The sequence below is a fragment of the Undibacterium sp. FT79W genome (genome assembly GCF_014284215.1).
GTDB classification, from domain to species: domain Bacteria; phylum Pseudomonadota; class Gammaproteobacteria; order Burkholderiales; family Burkholderiaceae_D; genus Undibacterium; species Undibacterium aquatile.
This window is the reverse complement of the sequence record NZ_JACOGB010000007.1, coordinates 145,523-164,767: the sequence shown is the minus strand read 5'-3', so window position 1 is coordinate 164,767 and position 19,245 is coordinate 145,523. Positions and strand designations below refer to the sequence as shown.

General features: G+C 48.0%; 17 protein-coding genes and 1 tRNA gene. 10 read left to right on the top strand and 8 right to left on the bottom strand.

Going from position 1 to position 19,245, the window contains the following annotated elements; translation table 11 throughout:
• Positions 1 to 57 precede the first annotated feature (57 nt).
• Together H8K38_RS14025 and H8K38_RS14020 are read right to left on the bottom strand one after the other, a co-directional pair.
• Positions 58 to 807: a tetratricopeptide repeat protein gene (locus tag H8K38_RS14025; protein ID WP_186885455.1), complete on the bottom strand. Its 750-nt coding sequence runs from the start codon at positions 805 to 807 to the stop codon at positions 58 to 60.
• Between the two features lie 85 nt (positions 808 to 892).
• On the bottom strand, positions 893 to 2,968 hold the full coding sequence (locus H8K38_RS14020; RefSeq protein WP_186885454.1) for a bifunctional 2',3'-cyclic-nucleotide 2'-phosphodiesterase/3'-nucleotidase: 2,076 nt from the start codon (positions 2,966 to 2,968) through the stop codon (positions 893 to 895).
• A gap of 468 nt (positions 2,969 to 3,436) precedes the next feature.
• Here H8K38_RS14020 and H8K38_RS14015 point away from each other — a divergent pair, with 468 nt between their 5' ends.
• Positions 3,437 to 4,291 (top strand): patatin-like phospholipase family protein, encoded by an 855-nt coding sequence (locus tag H8K38_RS14015; RefSeq protein ID WP_186885453.1) that lies wholly within the window; start codon positions 3,437 to 3,439, stop codon positions 4,289 to 4,291.
• A 125-nt stretch (positions 4,292 to 4,416) separates the two neighbouring features.
• On the opposite strand, the gene H8K38_RS14010 is transcribed toward H8K38_RS14015, so the two are convergent.
• Positions 4,417 to 4,959 carry a C40 family peptidase gene (locus H8K38_RS14010; RefSeq protein WP_186885452.1) on the bottom strand — a complete coding sequence of 181 codons (543 nt, stop codon included), beginning with the start codon at positions 4,957 to 4,959 and terminating at the stop codon, positions 4,417 to 4,419.
• Between the two features lie 177 nt (positions 4,960 to 5,136).
• On the opposite strand from H8K38_RS14010, the gene H8K38_RS14005 reads away from it, so the two are divergent.
• The 4 genes from H8K38_RS14005 (at position 5,137) to greA (ending at position 10,796) form a co-directional block, all read left to right on the top strand.
• A complete protein-coding gene (locus H8K38_RS14005) occupies positions 5,137 to 5,544 on the top strand; it encodes a heme-binding protein (RefSeq protein ID WP_186885451.1) in 408 nt (135 codons plus the stop codon).
• A 271-nt stretch (positions 5,545 to 5,815) separates the two neighbouring features.
• On the top strand, positions 5,816 to 6,970 hold the full coding sequence (gene carA, locus H8K38_RS14000) for a glutamine-hydrolyzing carbamoyl-phosphate synthase small subunit (protein ID WP_186885627.1): 1,155 nt from the start codon (positions 5,816 to 5,818) through the stop codon (positions 6,968 to 6,970).
• Between the two features lie 5 nt (positions 6,971 to 6,975).
• Entirely contained in the window at positions 6,976 to 10,194 is a 3,219-nt protein-coding gene (carB, locus tag H8K38_RS13995) for a carbamoyl-phosphate synthase large subunit (RefSeq protein WP_186885450.1), read from the top strand.
• Positions 10,195 to 10,319: 125 nt separating this feature from the next.
• Positions 10,320 to 10,796 (top strand): transcription elongation factor GreA, encoded by a 477-nt coding sequence (greA, locus tag H8K38_RS13990; RefSeq protein WP_186885449.1) that lies wholly within the window; start codon positions 10,320 to 10,322, stop codon positions 10,794 to 10,796.
• A gap of 65 nt (positions 10,797 to 10,861) precedes the next feature.
• On the opposite strand, the gene H8K38_RS13985 is transcribed toward greA, so the two are convergent.
• Complete coding sequence (locus H8K38_RS13985) at positions 10,862 to 11,335, bottom strand: YhbY family RNA-binding protein (RefSeq protein ID WP_186885448.1); 474 nt, start codon at positions 11,333 to 11,335, stop codon at positions 10,862 to 10,864.
• Between the two features lie 99 nt (positions 11,336 to 11,434).
• On the opposite strand from H8K38_RS13985, the gene H8K38_RS13980 reads away from it, so the two are divergent.
• From H8K38_RS13980 to H8K38_RS13960, 5 genes are all read left to right on the top strand, one after another.
• Positions 11,435 to 12,079 carry an RlmE family RNA methyltransferase gene (locus tag H8K38_RS13980; RefSeq protein ID WP_186885447.1) on the top strand — a complete coding sequence of 215 codons (645 nt, stop codon included), beginning with the start codon at positions 11,435 to 11,437 and terminating at the stop codon, positions 12,077 to 12,079.
• A gap of 121 nt (positions 12,080 to 12,200) precedes the next feature.
• A complete protein-coding gene (gene ftsH / locus H8K38_RS13975; protein WP_186885446.1) occupies positions 12,201 to 14,090 on the top strand; it encodes an ATP-dependent zinc metalloprotease FtsH in 1,890 nt (629 codons plus the stop codon).
• Positions 14,091 to 14,151: 61 nt separating this feature from the next.
• On the top strand, positions 14,152 to 14,994 hold the full coding sequence (folP, locus tag H8K38_RS13970) for a dihydropteroate synthase (RefSeq protein ID WP_186885445.1): 843 nt from the start codon (positions 14,152 to 14,154) through the stop codon (positions 14,992 to 14,994).
• Positions 14,995 to 15,056: 62 nt separating this feature from the next.
• Complete coding sequence (gene glmM, locus H8K38_RS13965) at positions 15,057 to 16,394, top strand: phosphoglucosamine mutase (RefSeq protein ID WP_186885444.1); 1,338 nt, start codon at positions 15,057 to 15,059, stop codon at positions 16,392 to 16,394.
• Positions 16,395 to 16,498: 104 nt separating this feature from the next.
• Positions 16,499 to 16,575: transfer RNA gene (locus H8K38_RS13960), tRNA-Arg, on the top strand.
• Between the two features lie 198 nt (positions 16,576 to 16,773).
• Here H8K38_RS13960 and H8K38_RS13955 read toward each other — a convergent pair.
• The 4 genes from H8K38_RS13955 to H8K38_RS13940 form a co-directional block, all read right to left on the bottom strand.
• Positions 16,774 to 17,574: a sulfite exporter TauE/SafE family protein gene (locus tag H8K38_RS13955; protein WP_186885443.1), complete on the bottom strand. Its 801-nt coding sequence runs from the start codon at positions 17,572 to 17,574 to the stop codon at positions 16,774 to 16,776.
• An 18-nt stretch (positions 17,575 to 17,592) separates the two neighbouring features.
• On the bottom strand, positions 17,593 to 18,453 hold the full coding sequence (locus H8K38_RS13950) for an MBL fold metallo-hydrolase (protein ID WP_186885442.1): 861 nt from the start codon (positions 18,451 to 18,453) through the stop codon (positions 17,593 to 17,595).
• A gap of 23 nt (positions 18,454 to 18,476) precedes the next feature.
• Positions 18,477 to 18,857 (bottom strand): rhodanese-like domain-containing protein, encoded by a 381-nt coding sequence (locus H8K38_RS13945; RefSeq protein ID WP_186885441.1) that lies wholly within the window; start codon positions 18,855 to 18,857, stop codon positions 18,477 to 18,479.
• A 185-nt stretch (positions 18,858 to 19,042) separates the two neighbouring features.
• On the bottom strand, positions 19,043 to 19,234 hold the full coding sequence (locus tag H8K38_RS13940; protein ID WP_370527155.1) for a DUF2892 domain-containing protein: 192 nt from the start codon (positions 19,232 to 19,234) through the stop codon (positions 19,043 to 19,045).
• Positions 19,235 to 19,245 lie beyond the last annotated feature (11 nt).

Sequence of the window (19,245 nt, the reverse complement as noted above, 5' to 3'; positions counted from 1 at the left end):
CTGCGTAAAAAAGCCTGCGAGATGCGGGCTTTTTTTATGCGGAAAATTTAGCCGCTTTTACTGAAATTTATTCCAGCGCAACATGCGTTCATCGGACGCTTCTTTCAGCAAGTGACGGGCGCTGAGTTTATCGGGATCGTGGTGCTTTTTATCCCCTTCCAGTTCCATCGCAAGAGCTTGTATCGCCGGAGGAAAATCGCCTTCCGCTGAGCGTTCCAGCCATGTCCTGGCTTGTACGGGATCTTTGGCGATGCCGTCGCCATCGGCGTAGGCATTCGACAGCAGGAACATTGCCTGGGCATTGCCCTGATCGCTGGCGACTTTTAACCAGTGCACCGATTTTTGCAGATCAAGCGGTGTGCCTTCGCCGTATTTTGCCATGCGTGCCAGCATGAAACTTGCCTTGGCATTGTTTTTCGTTGCTGCTGCTTCGTACCATTTCCATGCAACCTCCAGGTTTTGGGGAAGTCCAAGTTTGGCTTTGTAGTTCGCTTCAGCAAACGCGAATTGCGCTTCGGTATCGCCAGCTTTTGCTGCTTTTTCCATCCATTGCGCTGCTTCTGCCTGTTTGTCCTGTTGTACTGCAAGGGCTAAGCCGAGTTCTCTTTGTGCTGTGACTATTCCCTGATTCGCCCATACTCTGAGAGTTTTAATGGAATCCGGGTGTTGCGCTTGTATCGCGTGCATGCCTGTCGATTCAATTTCCGCGGTGCCGGGATGGGTGTTGACGCCAGGTGTGCAAGCAATGAAAAGGCAGGTGGTGCAGGTGAGGGCAGCACGGGTGATGATGTTTTTCATGGTATTCATATTATAAAAACCTGCCCCTGTTGCCAGGAGCAGGTTTACCGCTGAAATAACTACTTACAACTTTTTAATGCGGATTGCCTTGCGATTATTTGCTCAGGTCAATGGCATATTTGGCGAAACCGTTGGCATCGAGTGCGCCTTCGGATTTCACCAGGCTCAGGCCAGAATTGCCGGCGATGGCCAGTTTGCCAGGTGCTGAACGCAGAATGACGGGACCAGCAGTCGTGGCTTTAACGAAACTCCAGCTTTTGCCCGAGCCATTTTTTGCCAGAGTCAGTTTGCCTTGTTTTTTCACGTAATCGCTGACCACGGCCTGATTTGCGTCAGGTGATTTGATGATGGTTTTGCTACCGTCAATACCCGGGACATTACCACCGCCTGCTGCACGATAGTCGTTAGTGGCTACGATGAAATCATCAGTGTCGGCAATAGGCTTACCTGCGTATGTCAGATTCACGATGCGGCTGCCAACGGCTTTCGTTACATCAATCTGATAGGTCAGCGCATTGTTTTCGGCATAGAACACATCGTAGTTATAGATGGTTCCATACGATGGCACCAGATCTTGCTCTGTGGTCAGGGCTGGATTGATTTGCGCGAACTGTTTTGCGACGGTTTCCAGCCATGCTTTCAGATCTGAACCTTTGATCTTGACTGCCTGGATATTATTGTTGCCGTACAGGTAAAGGTCGCCAGGATTACGCACTTGTAAGCCGACTGGTGCTGTTGATGTCGCGGTTGGTGCGACATCGGTAAAGTCTGTCGCACCATTGCGGCCAGCCTTAAACGGCGCGCTGCAGGAGATGACAGGGATCGTTTTGTAGCTGGCGATGGTCGCGTCAGTTGAGTTGGTAATGAAATTTTTGACGTAATCGATTTGTGCCTGATTCACGATTTGAATCGCACTGACGTCGCCGACCAAAGCAAAATAGGCAGACATTTCAAAGTCGGTTGTCGTTCCCAGAGGCTGAGTTGCGTAAGACAATGCCGCTTTATGCTCAGTATCGACCAGCGGAGCAACAGATGCATCGGCATCAACGATCGTGGTGCCATCTTTGTATTTAAAGCCGCGCGCTTCGACGTTTGTCTGATCTTTTTGTACTACCCATTTACCACCTTGGTATTTCAATACCATCTGGATGATACCGAGGCGACGTCCCCAGCTTTGCGCCATCACGGTAGGTACGCCATTAACCAGACCTTTGACGGTATCCACTTGACTTGCTGGCAGCGCAGCTAAGGACGCATCGATCGCAGGGCCGTTGGTTTCTTTGGCTTTTGGGAAGATCAGATGAGAGTGGCCTACCATCAGAGCATCAATGCCGGTGTTGGTCAGATGCAGGCTGGCATTTTCCATTTTTGGGCTATAGGCTGAAGCATCCAGACCGCCGTGAGATAAAGCGACAACCAGATCAGCACCTTTTGTGCGCATTTCAGGAATGTATTTGTTCGCTGTTTCGACCGCACCATTTACCATGACTTTACCCGCCAGGTATTTTTGATCCCAGTCCATGATCTGCGGTGGAACAAAGCCCATGATGCCGACATTCAGCGTAACACTCAGCGGTGAGCCGTCTGGTGTCGTTGCATTGAATTTTTTAGGAATGATGGAGTAAGGATTGAAGATCGGTTTTTGGCTACTGATACCAACCACGTTGGCGAGAACCACAGGGAAGCTTGGTGCGCCGCAGTTGACTGGTTTTGTAACGTCACTCAGACCAAAATCTGTGTTGGTGATCTGGCTGAGGAAATTCAAACCATAGTTGAATTCGTGATTACCGACACCGGCACCATCATATTTCAGCGCGTTCATCACTTTATGGATGGCCATCGTGCCACTGCAAGGAACTGGTGAGGCCACAGCTTGATAATCACCGAGCAATGTACCCTGAATCACGTCACCATCGTCCAGCAATACGGTATTTGGATTTTCTGCGCGTGCCGAATTGATCAGCGCGGCAGTCCGCTCAAGACCGAGGCTGGTATCCGCTTTTAAACCGTAGTAGTCATAACTCAGAATGTTTTGATGTAAATCGGTCGTTTCAAGTAACGCGACTTTTAAAACAGTTCCCTCAGGAATCACGCTGACAGTATTTGAGCTGGTGCCGCAGGCTGTTAAGGCTAATGCTGTAAGCGGCGGTAGCCAATGGATTGTTTTCATGTTGTCTTTCTCAATTTTAGGTTCAGAAACGGTTGCCAGCGATTGCGCAATCGATTGCTAATTTCATTAAAAAATATAAATTTTTATTCTTTGTCTTCATTCCCAAAAGACCTGAGGATTATCAGTGGTGAATATGTCAATGATATGACAGTGCAATATTTTCTTTTTATTAATGCACAGTTGTTTCTGAAAATTAAGTAAAAACGTGTTCTGATTCGGTCTGTTTTCGCGCTGTCCAGACGTGAGCAGGTGTTTGGAAATATAATTCGGTTCTGCAAACAAGATGTTGTTAAAGCGTTTTGCTTTAATGGTGTTGTCTTGAAGTAATTCCTTATTCAGTTTCTGACCAATCACATGCCAACCTTCTTCGTGTTTTCTGTTTCCGCATTTCAGTTACGATTTTCACAGTTCAAAAAATACACAGCGCTCTTTGCCTCGGTGTCCGCATTGAGTCTGATGAGTGCTTGTATGAGTACGCAGCCATCGGTGGTGCCGACGCCAGTGACGGCGATTCCTGTTGCTAAGGTAAACCGGCCGGTCAGAATAGGTCTGGCGCTGGGTGGTGGCGCGGCGCGCGGGTTTGCCCATATTGGCGTTATTAAAGCGCTGGAATCGCAGGGGATACAGGCCGACATCGTGGTTGGTACCAGCGCTGGCAGTGTTGTCGGGGCGATGTACGCTGCCGGTAATAATGGTTTTGCGCTGCAGAAGATGGCACTGGAAATGGACGAGGCAACGATTTCTGACTGGTCTTTACCCTTGTTTGCCAAATCCAGCGGTGTGCTGAAAGGGGATGCTTTACAAGCCTATGTGAATCGCATGGTGCATCAGACGCCGATTGAAAAACTTAAAAAGCCGTTTGGTGCGGTGGCGACCGATCTGTCCAGCGGGCAAGCCGTTTTATTTCAGCGCGGGAATACTGGCACGGCGGTGCGCGCATCGTCTGCGGTGCCCGCGGTGTTTCAACCAGTACGCATCAATGACCGGCAGTATGTTGATGGTGGTTTAGTGGCTCCTGTGCCGGTACGTTTTGCCAGAGATATGGGGGCCGATCTGGTGATTGCCGTCAATATCTCTCAACAACCTGAAGCGCAAAACGGCAACAGTACAATCGACATTTTGTTGCAGACAGTGACGATCATGGGGCAGAGTATTAATCAGTTCGAGCTGAAACAGGCGGATGTTGTGATTCGCCCTGAACTGCCAAGCATGAAGGGCAGTGATTTTGCTGGTCGTAATCTGGCGATATTGGCGGGTGAGCGGGCTGCGATGGCAGTGATGCCTGAATTGAAGCAAAAATTAAAGGCGATGCAGGAACGCTGATTAAAAAGGTATTGACCGGTAAATATACTCCCGGGGAGTATTTTACAAAGCCTGGTGTTGACGCTGACGCCAGGCTTTTTTATTTGAAAATCAGGGGGAGTATATGCAGGGAGTTGAAATGCTAACTATTGCTTGGTGTCGTTGTCGTTAATGCGGCGGGCGCCGTTGAAACGATTTTTCCAGTAGGCAATATCCATGCTTTCAATCCGCACCTGACCACCAGCGGAAGGGGAGTGTATAAATTTATTGTCCCCGAGGTAGATGCCGACGTGGGAAAAGCCGCGGCGCAGCGTGTTGTAAAACACCAGATCACCAGGCTGAAGATCTTTCTGATCGATATTTTCGCCAACGCGACTGATTTCTGCGGCGGTACGGGGCAGGTTGGCACCTAAGGCATCTTTGAATACCAGGCGTACAAAGCCGCTGCAATCGAGACCGTTTTCCGGCGTGCTGCCACCACGTTTGTAGCGTATGCCCATGAAGTCCATCGCTTTCATGGTCAGATCAGAGGCGCGTTGTTTGATTTCTTGCAGTTTGCTGAACGCAGTTGATGATTCTGGGAAGGGATTGTCGCTTGCCTGAGCCTGATGGCAGACGGATAGTTGCAATGCTGCTGCGACGAGCACTAATGTGGCATTTCTTTTTAGTCTGGAAACGTTTATTAGCATCTTGACACTTATTGAAGAAAACTGGTCAACTTTAAGCGAAGTCTTCAATAATGTAAACCTTTGGGGTGTCATTTCATGGATTGCCCCTTTTTAGAAGTGAAAATTGAAAAACACTTTTTACTCCAATGAAATTAGGCATCGCGTACAATCCCCGCTCTACTAAATACGGAGCTGACTATGCAAACCAAACCTATTCTGACGCTGGATGATGTCAAAAAAATCGCGGCAGCAGCCGAGGCAGAAGCCAAAGCAAATAACTGGGCGGTGGTGATCGCGATTGTTGACGATGGCGGGCATCTGATGTGGCTGCAGCGACTGGATGGCGTGGCGCCTGTTTCTGCACACATTGCTCCAGCCAAGGCAGCGACGGCGGCATTAGGTAAGCGTGAGTCTAAGATTTATGAAGACCTGATCAATAACGGACGCTATTCGTTCCTCAGCGCACCGCTGATTGAGGGGATGCTCGAAGGTGGTGTGCCTATTTTTGTTGATGGCCATTGCGTTGGTGCTGTTGGTGTTTCCGGCGTGAAGTCTCAAGAAGATGCGCAAATTGCCAAAGCAGGGATTGCCGCCTTAGGTTTGTAAGTGTTTATCTTCCCGTGTTTTTATTCATGGATGCTTAGTGGGTAAGTTGAAACACGGGAATTCAGGGGTTTGCAAGGGTTTATGATTTGCCTGAGAGGTGGTTTTGAGCTATAATTCGAGGGTTTAACTAATTCGAAATCTCGCCGTAGCGCCTACCCAAATTCTCATCGCTCCATTCTTATTGACAGGCCGCTCGTTACGTTCGGCATGAGATAACGCAACTTGGGGCGTCGCAGCGGCGGTAACAATACAGGAGTTGCCCTTGCTGCCCATTCCGCAGTCCCTTCTTCGTTCCGGTCAGGACACCGCCATACTTGCTCTTGCCGATGGAACTATTTTCACTGGATATTCTATTGGCGCTGCCGGTCATACTCTTGGTGAAGTTGTTTTCAACACTTCCATGACTGGCTATCAGGAAATCCTTACCGATCCCAGTTACAGTTCTCAAATTGTCACCCTGACGTATCCGCATATTGGTAACACCGGTGTTAATCCTGAAGACGTTGAGTCAGACAAAATCCATGCCGCTGGTCTGATTATTAAAGATTTACCGCAACTGGTTTCCAATTTCCGTTCCGAACAATCCCTTTCTGCTTACCTCCAGTCTCAAAACATCGTTGCTATTGCCGGTATTGATACCCGCAAGCTGACACGTATCTTGCGTGAAAAAGGTGCGCAGGGTGGTGCGATTCTGGTAGGAACTGATGCTGAAAAAGCGATCGCGCTGGCGAAATCGTTCCCAGGTCTGTCTGGCATGGATCTGGCGAAAGTCGTTTCTGCCAAGCAGGCTTATGATTGGACTGAAGCAGAGTGGGTGCTGGGTCAGGGTTATGGCCAGTTGAAAGATCCGAAGTTTCATGTGGTTGCTTTCGACTTTGGCGTCAAGCGCAATATTCTGCGCATGCTGGCAGAACGCGGCTGCAAGGTTACCGTATTGCCAGCGCAATCCACGGCTGCTGAAGTGCTGGCGCTGAATCCTGACGGCGTGTTTTTGTCGAATGGTCCTGGTGACCCTGAGCCTTGCGATTATGCAATTGCTGCTGCCAAAGAGTTGATCGAGAAGGGCATTCCGACCTTTGGTATTTGCCTGGGTCATCAAATCATGGCGCTCGCCTCCGGTGCGAAGACTTTGAAAATGAAATTCGGCCATCATGGTGCCAACCACCCGGTGCAGGATCTGGATACCAAACAGGTATTGATCACGTCACAGAATCATGGTTTTGCCGTTGATGCCGCCTCTTTGCCAGCAAATTGCCGTGTTACGCACGTGTCTTTGTTTGATGGTTCCCTGCAAGGCTTTGCGCGTACTGATAAACCAGCTTTCTGTTTCCAGGGGCATCCTGAGGCGTCTCCGGGACCGCATGATATTGCGTACCTGTTTGATCGCTTTATCACATTGATGACCACGGCAAAGACAGGAGAATAATAAAAATGCCAAAACGTAACGACATAAAAAGTATTTTGATTATCGGCGCTGGCCCTATCATCATCGGTCAGGCTTGCGAATTCGATTATTCCGGTGCACAGGCTTGCAAGGCTTTGCGCGAAGAGGGTTATAAAGTCATTCTGGTTAACAGTAATCCTGCCACCATCATGACTGATCCGGAAATGGCCGATGTGACTTACATCGAACCTATTACCTGGCAAGTGGTTGAACGCATCATCGCTAAAGAAAAACCGGATGCGATCCTGCCGACCATGGGTGGTCAGACCGCACTGAATTGCGCGCTGGACTTATGGCGTAATGGCGTGCTCGACAAGTATAAAGTCGAACTGATCGGCGCAACTCCTGAGGCGATCGATAAAGCGGAAGATCGACTGAAATTCAAAAATGCGATGACCAAAATTGGTCTTGGTTCAGCACGTTCCGGCGTCGCACACTCGATGGAAGAAGCTTGGGCAGTGCAAAAGGATGTCGGCTTTCCGGTCATTATCCGTCCTTCGTTCACGATGGGTGGTACGGGTGGTGGCATCGCCTACAATCCGGAAGAATTCGAGACTATCTGCAAACGCGGTCTGGAAGCGTCGCCTACCAATGAATTGCTGATCGAGGAATCGCTGATAGGCTGGAAAGAGTATGAGATGGAAGTCGTGCGCGACAAGGCCGACAACTGCATCATCGTCTGCTCCATCGAAAATCTGGACCCTATGGGTGTGCATACCGGCGACTCCATTACTGTGGCGCCAGCGCAGACACTGACCGATAAAGAATACCAGATCATGCGTAATGCCTCGTTGGCGGTGTTGCGTGAAATCGGTGTGGATACTGGTGGCTCCAACGTCCAGTTCTCGGTTAATCCGGCTGATGGCCGCATGATCGTTATTGAGATGAATCCGCGTGTATCCCGTTCATCTGCATTGGCATCCAAGGCAACTGGTTTCCCTATCGCGAAAATCGCGGCCAAATTGGCAGTCGGTTTTACGCTCGATGAGTTGCGCAATGAAATTACTGGTGGTGCTACGCCAGCTTCTTTCGAGCCTTCGATTGATTACGTCGTCACCAAAATTCCACGTTTCGCATTTGAAAAATTCCCGCAGGCAGATAATCGCCTGACGACACAGATGAAATCTGTCGGTGAAGTGATGGCGATCGGTCGCACCTTCCAGGAATCGTTCCAGAAAGCGTTGCGCGGCTTGGAGGTCGGCGTCGATGGCATGAATGAAAAAACCCAGGATCGTGAGACTCTTGAAAAAGAACTTGGTGAGCCTGGTCCAGACCGTATCTGGTATGTTGGTGATGCTTTTGCCCAGGGTTTTACTATGGAAGAAGTGCATCAGCTGACGCATATCGACCCATGGTTCCTGGTGCAGATTAAGGATATCGTCGACATCGAATTATGGCTGGACGAACAGTCACTCGACAGCGTTGATAAAGCCCTGATGCTGCAACTGAAGCAAAAAGGTTTCTCTGACCGTCGCCTGGCAAAACTGCTGAAAACAACCGATACTGCGATTCGTGAAAAACGCCGTGCTCTGGGTGTGCGTCCAGTGTATAAGCGCGTTGATACTTGCGCCGGTGAGTTCGCCACGAATACCGCCTACATGTATTCGACTTATGAAGAAGAGTGCGAATCGAATCCGACTGATAAGAAGAAAATCATGGTGCTGGGCGGTGGCCCTAACCGTATCGGTCAGGGTATTGAATTCGATTATTGCTGCGTCCACGCTGCATTTGCGATGCGCGAAGATGGCTATGAAACCATCATGGTCAACTGCAATCCTGAAACAGTTTCGACAGACTATGACACGTCTGACCGTCTGTATTTTGAGCCGTTGACGCTGGAAGATGTACTGGAAATCGTCGACAAAGAAAAGCCAGTTGGCGTGATCGTGCAATACGGTGGTCAGACACCTTTGAAGCTGGCACTGGATTTGGAAGCGAATGGCGTTCCTATCGTCGGCACCTCGCCTGACATGATTGACGCTGCTGAAGATCGCGAACGTTTCCAGAAAATGCTGCAGGAATTGGGCTTGCGTCAGCCGCCTAATCGTACTGCGCGTACTGAGGCTGATGCGCTGGCGCTGGCACAGGAAATTGGTTACCCACTGGTGGTGCGTCCATCGTATGTGTTGGGTGGTCGTGCGATGGAAATCGTGCATGAACAACGTGATCTTGAGCGTTACATGCGTGAAGCCGTAAAAGTATCACACGACTCTCCGGTATTGCTGGATCGCTTCCTGAACGATGCAATCGAAGTTGACGTTGATTGCTTATCTGATGGTCAGCGTACATTCATCGGTGGTGTGATGGAGCATATCGAACAGGCTGGTGTGCATTCCGGTGACTCTGCGTGCTCCTTACCACCATATTCTCTGTCGCAAGAAACTATTGCTGAACTCAAACGTCAGACTGCGCTGATGGCCAAGGGCTTGAATGTCGTCGGCTTGATGAATGTGCAGTTTGCGATCCAAAAACAAGACGGTAAGGATGTTGTTTTCGTTCTTGAGGTGAATCCACGTGCTTCCCGCACTGTTCCTTACGTATCTAAATCAACAGGCTTGCAACTGGCGAAAATCGCTGCGCGTTGCATGGTCGGTCAGTCTCTGGATTCTCAGGGCATCGGCGCTGAAGTTGTGCCGCCATACTTCAGTGTTAAAGAAGCCGTATTCCCATTCGTGAAATTCCCGGGTGTTGATACTATTCTTGGCCCAGAAATGAAGTCGACTGGTGAAGTCATGGGTGTTGGTAAAACATTTGGTGAAGCTTTTGTAAAATCCCAGTTGGGTGCCGGTGTTAAGTTGCCTACCTCAGGCAAGGTTTTCCTCAGCGTGAAAAATAGCGATAAGCCGCGTGCAGTAAAAGTAGCAAAAGACCTGGTTGAGCTTGGTTTCTCTGTTGTCGCCACTCGTGGTACTGCTGCTGCGATTGCTGCTGAGGGTGTTGCAGTTTCCATCGTCAATAAAGTGGTTGAAGGGCGGCCGCACGTTGTTGATATGATCAAAAACAATGAAATTGCGATGGTCATTAACACAGTTGAAGAAAAACGGAATGCGATTACTGATTCACGTGCGATTCGTACCTCAGCACTGATTGCGCGTGCGACGACGTTCACAACGATTGCGGGCGCTGAAGCTGCAGTCGAAGGGATGCATCATTTGAATGAATTGCATGTTTATGATTTACAAGGTTTGCATAAGACCTTAAACTGATAAAAATTACAGTGTTGGGGCTCTGTGTTCTAATACTGCATCTTCGATACAGAGGTCACAAAAGATATCGCTTACGTGATGTCGGATGTGGCCTCTGTATTTTTACTTTTAAAAGTGTGAACGATATGAGTACAGTACCTATTACCAAGTTCGGTGCAGAGTTGTTGAAGCAAGAGTTACACAACCTGAAGACAAAAGAGCGCCCAGATGTGATTAACGCAATTGCGGAAGCGCGGGCGCAAGGGGACTTGTCTGAAAATGCCGAGTACGATGCTGCCAAAGAACGTCAGGCTTTTATTGAAGGTAGGATTGCTGAGTTGGAAGGTAAGCTGGGATCAGCGCAAATTATTGACCCGTCTACTTTGGATGCAGAGGGGCGCGTCGTCTTTGGTGCGACCGTACATCTGGAAGATCTTGAAACAGAACAGAAGGTCAGTTATCAGATCGTCGGAGAAGATGAGGCCGATATTAAATTAAGTAAAGTATCAATTACATCACCGATAGCCCGTGCTTTGATTGGTAAGTATTCTGGTGATGTCGTTGGCGTACAGGCGCCAGCGGGTGTACGTGAGTACGAAATTTTAGAAGTCAATTATATCTGATGGTCTTACCCGGTCTCATGCATGACCGGGTTATCTCTGCAGGGTAGATAATCCACCCTGTGCCATCATTTACCTAAGGCTGATTTTTTCGCGCTGGCTTGACGAGGTTTTGCACGTTTAACATTGCCACCTTGGGTGACGCGCTCATTACCCTTTACCATTACTTTTGAAACCGTTGGTTTTTTTGTGCCGCTTGGGCTAGGTTTGACGATAGTTACTTCACGTAAGCCTCTGCCCTTTTTAACCAGCTTGGTCTCTTTTACGCCTTCTAATTTAGGGCGGTAAATAACCAGCAACTTGCCTATGTGTTGGATAGGTGCAGCATTCAGTTCTGTGCAAATCGTATCGTACATTGCGCTACGTGCTTCGCGGTCATCACCGAAAACGCGTACTTTGATTAAGCCATGTGCATTCAGTCCTGCATCAATTTCTTTCAGAACTGCTGGTGACAGTCCGGCGTCGCCGATCAAGACGATAGGTTTTAGTCCGTGAGCTTCGGATCGGAGTTCGCTTCTTTCGGCGGGTGTAAGTTTTAACATAAATTTTCCTTGTGCATTTTATTTTTGGTGCACGATAAATACATCGCCTGGCTCAGCCAGGCTAAACACAGTTTCTTTTAAAAGCAGTATTTTACGCGAATGGCTAAGAATAAATTCAATCAAAATTGGGTTCACGATCATATTAATGATCCTTATGTGAAACTTGCACAAAAAGAGGGCTATCGCGCGCGTGCCGTTTATAAGCTAAAAGAAATAGATGAGGCTGAAAAACTGATTCGTCCTGGCCAGGTTGTCGTCGACTTAGGTGCGACTCCGGGAAGTTGGTCGCAATATGTGAGAAATAAACTCGCCGGAAAAGATGGTGGCGGCATTAATGGGGAAATCTTCGCGCTTGATCTGCTGCCGATGGAGCCTATCGCTGATGTCCAGTTCATACAAGGCGACTTCCGGGAGGATGACGTGCTGGATCAGTTGGAGAGCAGGTTGGTTGGCAGGAAAGTTGATTTGGTTTTATCGGATATGGCGCCAAATTTATCTGGTAATTCAACTGTGGATGCCGCCAGGGTTGAGTACATCATCGAATTAGCGGTCGCTTTCGCTAAGGCGCATCTGAAGCCCGGCGGTTCTTTGCTGGTCAAATGTTTTCATGGACCCAGTTACAATAATATTGTGAATATATTCAAGGACGAGTTTAAGGTTGTCATGAATAAAAAACCGAAGGCAAGTAAAGATAAATCTTCCGAAATATTTTTGTTGGGAAAAGGCTTAAAGCATCCTGATTGAGTATTTTCCTCTTGATAATCCTCAATATCGCCAGCATATGCTGGCTAGCAAGCTCTACCTATTGGGGGTAGAATGACTGATTACAGTGTCAAATGGCGTATGTTGCGTCCAAGGAGTTCTCGTGAATAATATGTTTTCAAAAGCAGCTATATGGGTAGTAGTCGCCTTAGTGCTTTTCACACTTTTCAAGCAGTTTGAGGGGAAAAGTATCGGTGCTGGTATGGCTTCTGTGCCTTATTCCGAGTTTTTGGAAGAGGTCAAAGCAAAGCATATTAAAGAGGCGACAATTGACGATGCTAATCGCACAGTCACCGCTGTCACTACAGATGGAAAGAAAATCAAATCCCAATTAACGATTTTTGATCGCGGTTTGGTTGGTGATCTGGTCAATAATGGCATTAAATTTGATAACAAACCGCCAGAGGAGCAATCTTTCCTCTCGCAAGTGTTCATCTCCTGGTTCCCTATGCTTTTGTTGATTGGTGTATGGATTTTTTTCATGCGTCAGATGCAGGGCGGCGGCAAGGGGGGGGCATTTTCCTTTGGTAAGTCAAAAGCACGTATGCTTGACGACACAAATAACAATGTGACGTTCAGTGATGTTGCTGGCTGTGATGAGGCTAAAGAAGAAGTCACTGAAGTTGTTGATTTCCTGCGCGATCCCACAAAATTTCAGAAGTTAGGTGGACGTATTCCGCGTGGCATTCTGATGGTGGGACCTCCAGGTACTGGTAAGACCTTATTAGCTCGCGCGATTGCTGGCGAAGCTAAGGTGCCATTCTTTACCATTTCTGGTTCTGATTTCGTCGAAATGTTTGTCGGTGTAGGTGCGTCACGTGTTCGCGATATGTTTGAAAATGCGAAGAAACATGCGCCTTGCATTATCTTTATTGATGAAATTGATGCTGTTGGTCGTCATCGCGGTGCTGGCATGGGCGGTGGTAATGATGAGCGTGAACAAACCCTGAACCAGATGCTCGTTGAGATGGACGGTTTTGAGGCAAATTCCGGTGTGATTGTGATTGCTGCAACCAACCGCGCTGACGTACTCGACAAGGCTTTATTGCGTCCGGGTCGCTTTGATCGTCAGGTTTCTGTTGGCTTGCCGGATATTCGTGGTCGCGAACAAATTTTGAATGTTCACATGCGTAAGGTGCCTATCAGTAGTGATGTAAAGGCAGATATCCTTGCACGTGGTACCCCAGGTATGTCCGGCGCTGATCTTGCAAATCTGGTCAATGAAGCGGCGTTGTTTGCTGCGCGCCGGAACAAGCGTCTGGTTGAAATGATCGACTTTGAAGACGCTAAAGATAAGATTTTCATGGGGCCAGAGCGTAAGTCTATGGTGATGCGTGAAGATGAACGTCGGAACACCGCCTATCATGAATCTGGACATGCAGTTGTTGCTAAGCTCATGCCGAAAGCCGATCCTGTCCATAAAGTAACGATTATGCCGCGCGGGTTTGCATTGGGTTTGACCTGGCAGTTACCAGAACATGATCAGATCAGCGGCTATAAAGATAAAATGCTGGAAGAAATCTCTATATTGTTCGGTGGTCGTATTGCTGAGGAGATTTTTGTTGGTCAGATGTCGACTGGGGCTTCTAACGATTTTTCACGTGCGACTAAGCTGGCGCGTTCGATGGTGACTCGTTTTGGTATGTCTGACAGCATGGGGGTGATGGTATATGAAGACAGCCAGCAGGAAGGTTATTTCGGCGGCTCTTCTAAAACTATTTCCGAAGCTACCCAGCAAAAAGTAGATGCTGAAATTCGTTCTATTCTTGATACACAATATGCTCTGGCGCGTAAGTTGTTAGAGGAAAATAGAGAAAAGGTCGAAATGATGACCAAAGCTTTGCTGGACTGGGAAACGATTGATGCTGATCAGGTGAATGACATCATGAATGGTCTTGAGCCGCGCCCACCTAAGATCGGTCAGTCTGCTGGTCGTTCGTCTTCGGATAGTACATCGGGAGGTGTTTCTCCTAACGCGGCGGCACCTGCCTGACCTATTGAGTTTTAACGCTATCCAATTAAAAAGGTGAGGAGAAATCCTCGCCTTTATTTTTATGAACAAATTTTTTCAGTGCGGACGTTATCGTTTTCCGCTTCAGGGTAATAAAGTAAAGCCGTTGGTGATGGGGATATTAAATATCACTCCCGACTCGTTTTCTGATGGTGGACGCTATTTATCTTTAGACGGTGCGCTTTCTCGTGCGGAACAGATGATCAATGATGGCGTTGATATCATTGATATCGGAGGCGAATCAACCCGTCCGGGTTCGGCTCCTCTGTCTTTGGATGAAGAGTTAAGTAGAGTGATGCCCGCTATTTTTGCATTACGCGATTGTGGTAAGCCCTTATCTATCGATACGTATAAACCTGAAGTGATGCGTGAAGCATTGCTTGCCGGTGCAGACATGATCAATGACATCAAGGGCTTTAATTCACACGATGCTATTAACGCAGTTGCAGGTACGGATGCAGGCTTATGTGTGATGCACATGCAGAATTTGCCGGCGAATATGCAAAGTCGCCCTGATTATCATGACGTAGTCACGGACGTAGAAGGTTTTTTAAGGCATCGTGTTGATGCTTTATTGAGCGCCGGAATAAAGCCAGAAAATATTTGTATTGATCCGGGTTTTGGTTTTGGTAAAACGCTGGAACATAACAGTACATTGTTCCGGAGTATTGACGAAATACAGACCAAGCTGGGTTTACCTATGTTGGTCGGCATCTCACGTAAAACGGTGATTGGGGAAATTACCGGAAGACCAGTTGAGCGCCGCCTCGCTGGTAGTCTTGCCGCTGCAATCGCTGCCGCAGATCGTGGTGCAAAAATTGTCCGCGTTCATGACGTTCAGGAAACAGTTGATGCTTTCAATGTGTGGCAGGTATTAGGTAAATAAAAAGCATGTCAGATATTCTGTCTGGATATTTTTAAGTAACTCCCGCAAATAAAATAAATAAAATGGCTAGAAAATTTTTTGGTACGGATGGCATTCGTGGCAAAGTCGGTGTCGCACCGATTACACCTGATTTTGTTATGCGTCTTGGTTACGCTGCGGGTAAAGTACTTGCTCAAAGTGGTTCTGAGTCACGACCGACGGTTTTGATCGGCAAAGATACGCGTATTTCGGGGTATATGCTGGAGGCGTCTCTCGAAGCTGGATTTGCTGCTGCAGGTGTGGACGTCATGCTTTCTGGTCCTATGCCCACACCGGCGATCGCTTATCTGACAAGGGCTTTGCGTTTGTCGGCAGGGGTGGTTATCTCGGCGTCACACAATCCTTTTGACGATAATGGAATTAAGTTTTTCTCTGCCGAGGGAAACAAGTTGCCCGACGATGTTGAATTAGCGATTGAAGCCGAGCTTGAGAAGCCAATGCAAAGTGTCAGTTCTGAATATCTTGGTAAGGCACGACGCTTACGCGATGCGAATGGCCGTTATATTGAGTTTTGTAAAAGTACGTTTCCATCAGAACTTGATTTGCGCGGATTGAAGATCGTTGTAGATTGCGCCCATGGCGCTGCGTATGATATTGCACCCCATGTATTCCACGAATTAGGGGCGGAAGTTCTCGCTATTGGTAATGCGCCGAATGGTTTGAATATCAATGATAAAGTGGGCGCGACCGCGCCTGAGGCGCTGGCTATTGCTGTCAGAGCAAATCATGCTGATCTGGGGATTGCTCTGGATGGTGACGCGGATCGCCTGGTCATGGTGGATAGACATGGAGTAATTTACGATGGTGATCAGTTATTGTATTTAATGGTATTGGACAGGCTGGCAGTTGGCCCTGTCGCTGGTGCTGTCGGCACATTAATGACTAACATGGCGGTGGAGATTGCCTTCAAAGAGCTGGGGGTCGGTTTCACCAGAGCAAAGGTCGGAGATCGCTATGTGCTTGAGCAAATGCGAGAGCGTGGCTGGATACTTGGTGGCGAAGGGTCCGGACATTTATTGTGCCTGGATAAACATTCAACAGGCGACGGTATTGTGTCTGCGTTGCAGGTGTTATCAGCATTGCGTCGCACCGGAAAAAATCTGGACCAATGTTTTGATAAACTCAAATTATTTCCACAGGTATTATTGAATGTCCGTGTCAGTCCCGGATTCGACTGGCAAAAAAATTCAGCATTGGTTCAGGAAAAAATAAAAGTGGAAGCAGAGTTGGCAGGACGTGGGCGTGTATTGATTCGGGCGTCCGGTACTGAGCCCGTTATACGTGTCATGGTGGAGGCCGATGACAATGAATTGGCCACGACTTGCGCACGCCGCTTAGCGGCTTGTGTCGATAAAATCTGAATGAATTTTGATTTTAGTTGTGCTGGTATTCTTGAAACTGTGGCTGATACCATGTAGTATTCAGCCTTCAGTTTTTATCTCTTCTGATGAAGACATAAGTAAGGCTGTCCATAGCTCAGTTGGATAGAGCACGAGCCTTCTAAGCTCGGGGTCGCAGGTTCGATTCCTGCTGGGCAGGCCAGAACTCCCGCATATTTTCCATTCGCTTCGGTAATTCTTTTGCTCGTATAAGCCTCCGTTTGATTGCTGTTGGAAGCAATCTTCATTTGTAAAAGCTCGTTTCGGAATTCATAATTTATTTGACGATCGTGCTGCACCTTCCTCGGTGCAGTTATTGCCGATGATAAACGAAGATCTCCAATCACAGACCGTCAGTTCTTCAGAGCACCAGTCCACAGCCTTTGAGCAGCATACTCACTGCAACGAATAGCACAAGCCATGCAAATAACAGTCGTATTGTTGCCTGATTGAGGCGTTTGGCGATTTGCAGTCCACCCAATAAACCAAATGTGCTACCTATCGTGAATGGCAATGCGACTGGCCACGGCAGACTGCCATGAAGTGCGGCTGAAGATACGCCGCTGATTGAGACTAGTGTGATCACGGCCAATGAGGTTGCCTGAATACTGCGTATATCGAGATGAGAGTGCCGTATCAGCGACGGGATGATGATAAATCCACCACCGACCCCTACTAAGCCACTCAAATATCCAGAAATAAAACCGGTTCCCGCGATCGCTCTTGCGCAACGCATGGTCCAGTGAAAACGTTGATTGTCCGCGTTTAAACTGCATGCGACATCTTGTTCATTGCGTGAGATTTGTTTACTGCGGAATGATCGGAAAGAAATCAGCAATAAAATACATGCAAAGAGAATCAACAGCGGTTGATTAGGTATTCGCTGTGCTGAAAAAACGCCGACTGGGGCCGCCAGCATGCCGGAAATACCCATTAACACTGCAGCACGGTAGCGGACTATGCCCTTGCGCAAACCAGTGATGCTGCCGAGAGCAGCCGCAAAGCCAACGGCCATCAAACCGACGGGTGCGGCTTGTTGTACCGATAAATGGAGGCCGTAAACAAGCAGTGGAATAGAGAGCATGCCACCACCGGCGCCAGTCAGCGCCAAAACAAAACCGACGACGGTGCCCAGAATGATGGTGATAAAACTCAAGTCCATAGTTGCTGTTGTTGCGTTTTACAACGCATTGATTGGTAACTTCAGATAGCTGACGCCGTTACTTTCAACGGGCGGTAATTGCCCTGCGCGTATATTTACCTGCACTGAAGGCAAAATCAGGTTAGGCATATCCAAGGTTTTATCACGTGCTTCACGCATAGTGATAAACGTGAGCTGTGAAATACCATCGTGAACATGAATATTGTTTTTACGCTCCGCTTCTACTGTTGTTACCCACATTGGAGAGCGGTTTTTTGGTGGATAGTCGTGGCACAGATGCAGGCGGGTATCGGCTGGAAGTTGAAAAATCTTTTGTATCGACTGATAAAGTATTGCCGCATTTCCACCGGGAAAGTCGCAACGAGCAGTGCCATAGTCTGGCATAAATAATGTGTCGCCGATAAAGGCATCTTTCCCAGTCAGGTACGTCACACAAGCTGGGGTGTGCCCCGGTGTATGTATGACGCGCACGGTTAATTCTCCGATCTGAAATTCCTCGCCATCGTGAAACAGATGATCGAATTCCTTTCCTTGCGCACTAATGTCCTCAGCATTGAATATCTTTTTGAAAACACGCTGAACATCGCAAATGTGAGCGCCGATGGCGATTTTCCCACCGAGTTTCTTTTTCAGATAGGGTGCTGCCGATAAGTGGTCCGCATGCGCATGTGTTTCAAGCAGCCAGTCAACAGTCAACCCCGCTGCTTTCGCATACTGAATCAATTTATCTGCGTTAAGAGTAGAAGTTCGTCCTGACTTAGCATCAAAATCTAAAACACTGTCGACGATTGCTGCTTTTTTTGTCAGTGGATCTGTGATGATATGCGTGACTGTACTCGTCGCTGCATCAAAAAAGGAATCTATGATCGCTTCGTTCATATATTTTCTTTAGCGGCAAATCGTTACTCAAATGTTGGCAGTGCGGGGGAAACAATGCTTTTGCCTGACTGTATCCAGGCATCAAAACCGCCAGCAATCGATTTTACTTGTAAGTAGCCCATCTCATGTAAAGTGCTCGCTGCTAAAGCCGCGCGTCCGCTGGTTTTACAATAGACAACAATATTCAGATTGCGTGCCGACAGCTCAGGGCTGCCGCTCAGTTTAAACTCAAGTAAGCCGCGCGGAATATTGACTGCACCTTGCAAATGACCGGCTGCGTATTCATCCGGCTCGCGGACATCGAGCAGAATATCAGCTTCTTTTATTGCATGTTCAGCATCGGCGATGGATATTTCCTGTATCTGAGATTTTGCTGCGGCAACGAGGTCATGTGCTGTTTTCATATACTTTTTCTTTTAAGAATGATTAGTGGTGTCAACATGCCAGGCTTATTTCATCAAGTCTGGATGCATTATTCTGGATAAAAGCAGGCCACACATGACGAATCTTCGTATCACTACAACTGCCGCAAGGGTAGTGATGGCCTATCGAAATCTTGTAATGGCCTGATATCACATCATCAACGCAATTACTTTGTTTTGCAGGTACTGATGCCAAATGGCAAGTACGCTGGGCAAACACGGAAAATGCCTGTCAGCAGCGGAACAACGCCCAGCCATCCCCATGCACCGATATACCCGGCAAAGTGCGCACCTAATAAAAGTGCGCCAATAAGAATTCTGACTACCCGGTCTGCGGATCCTACGTTTATTTTCAACATGATTTACTCCT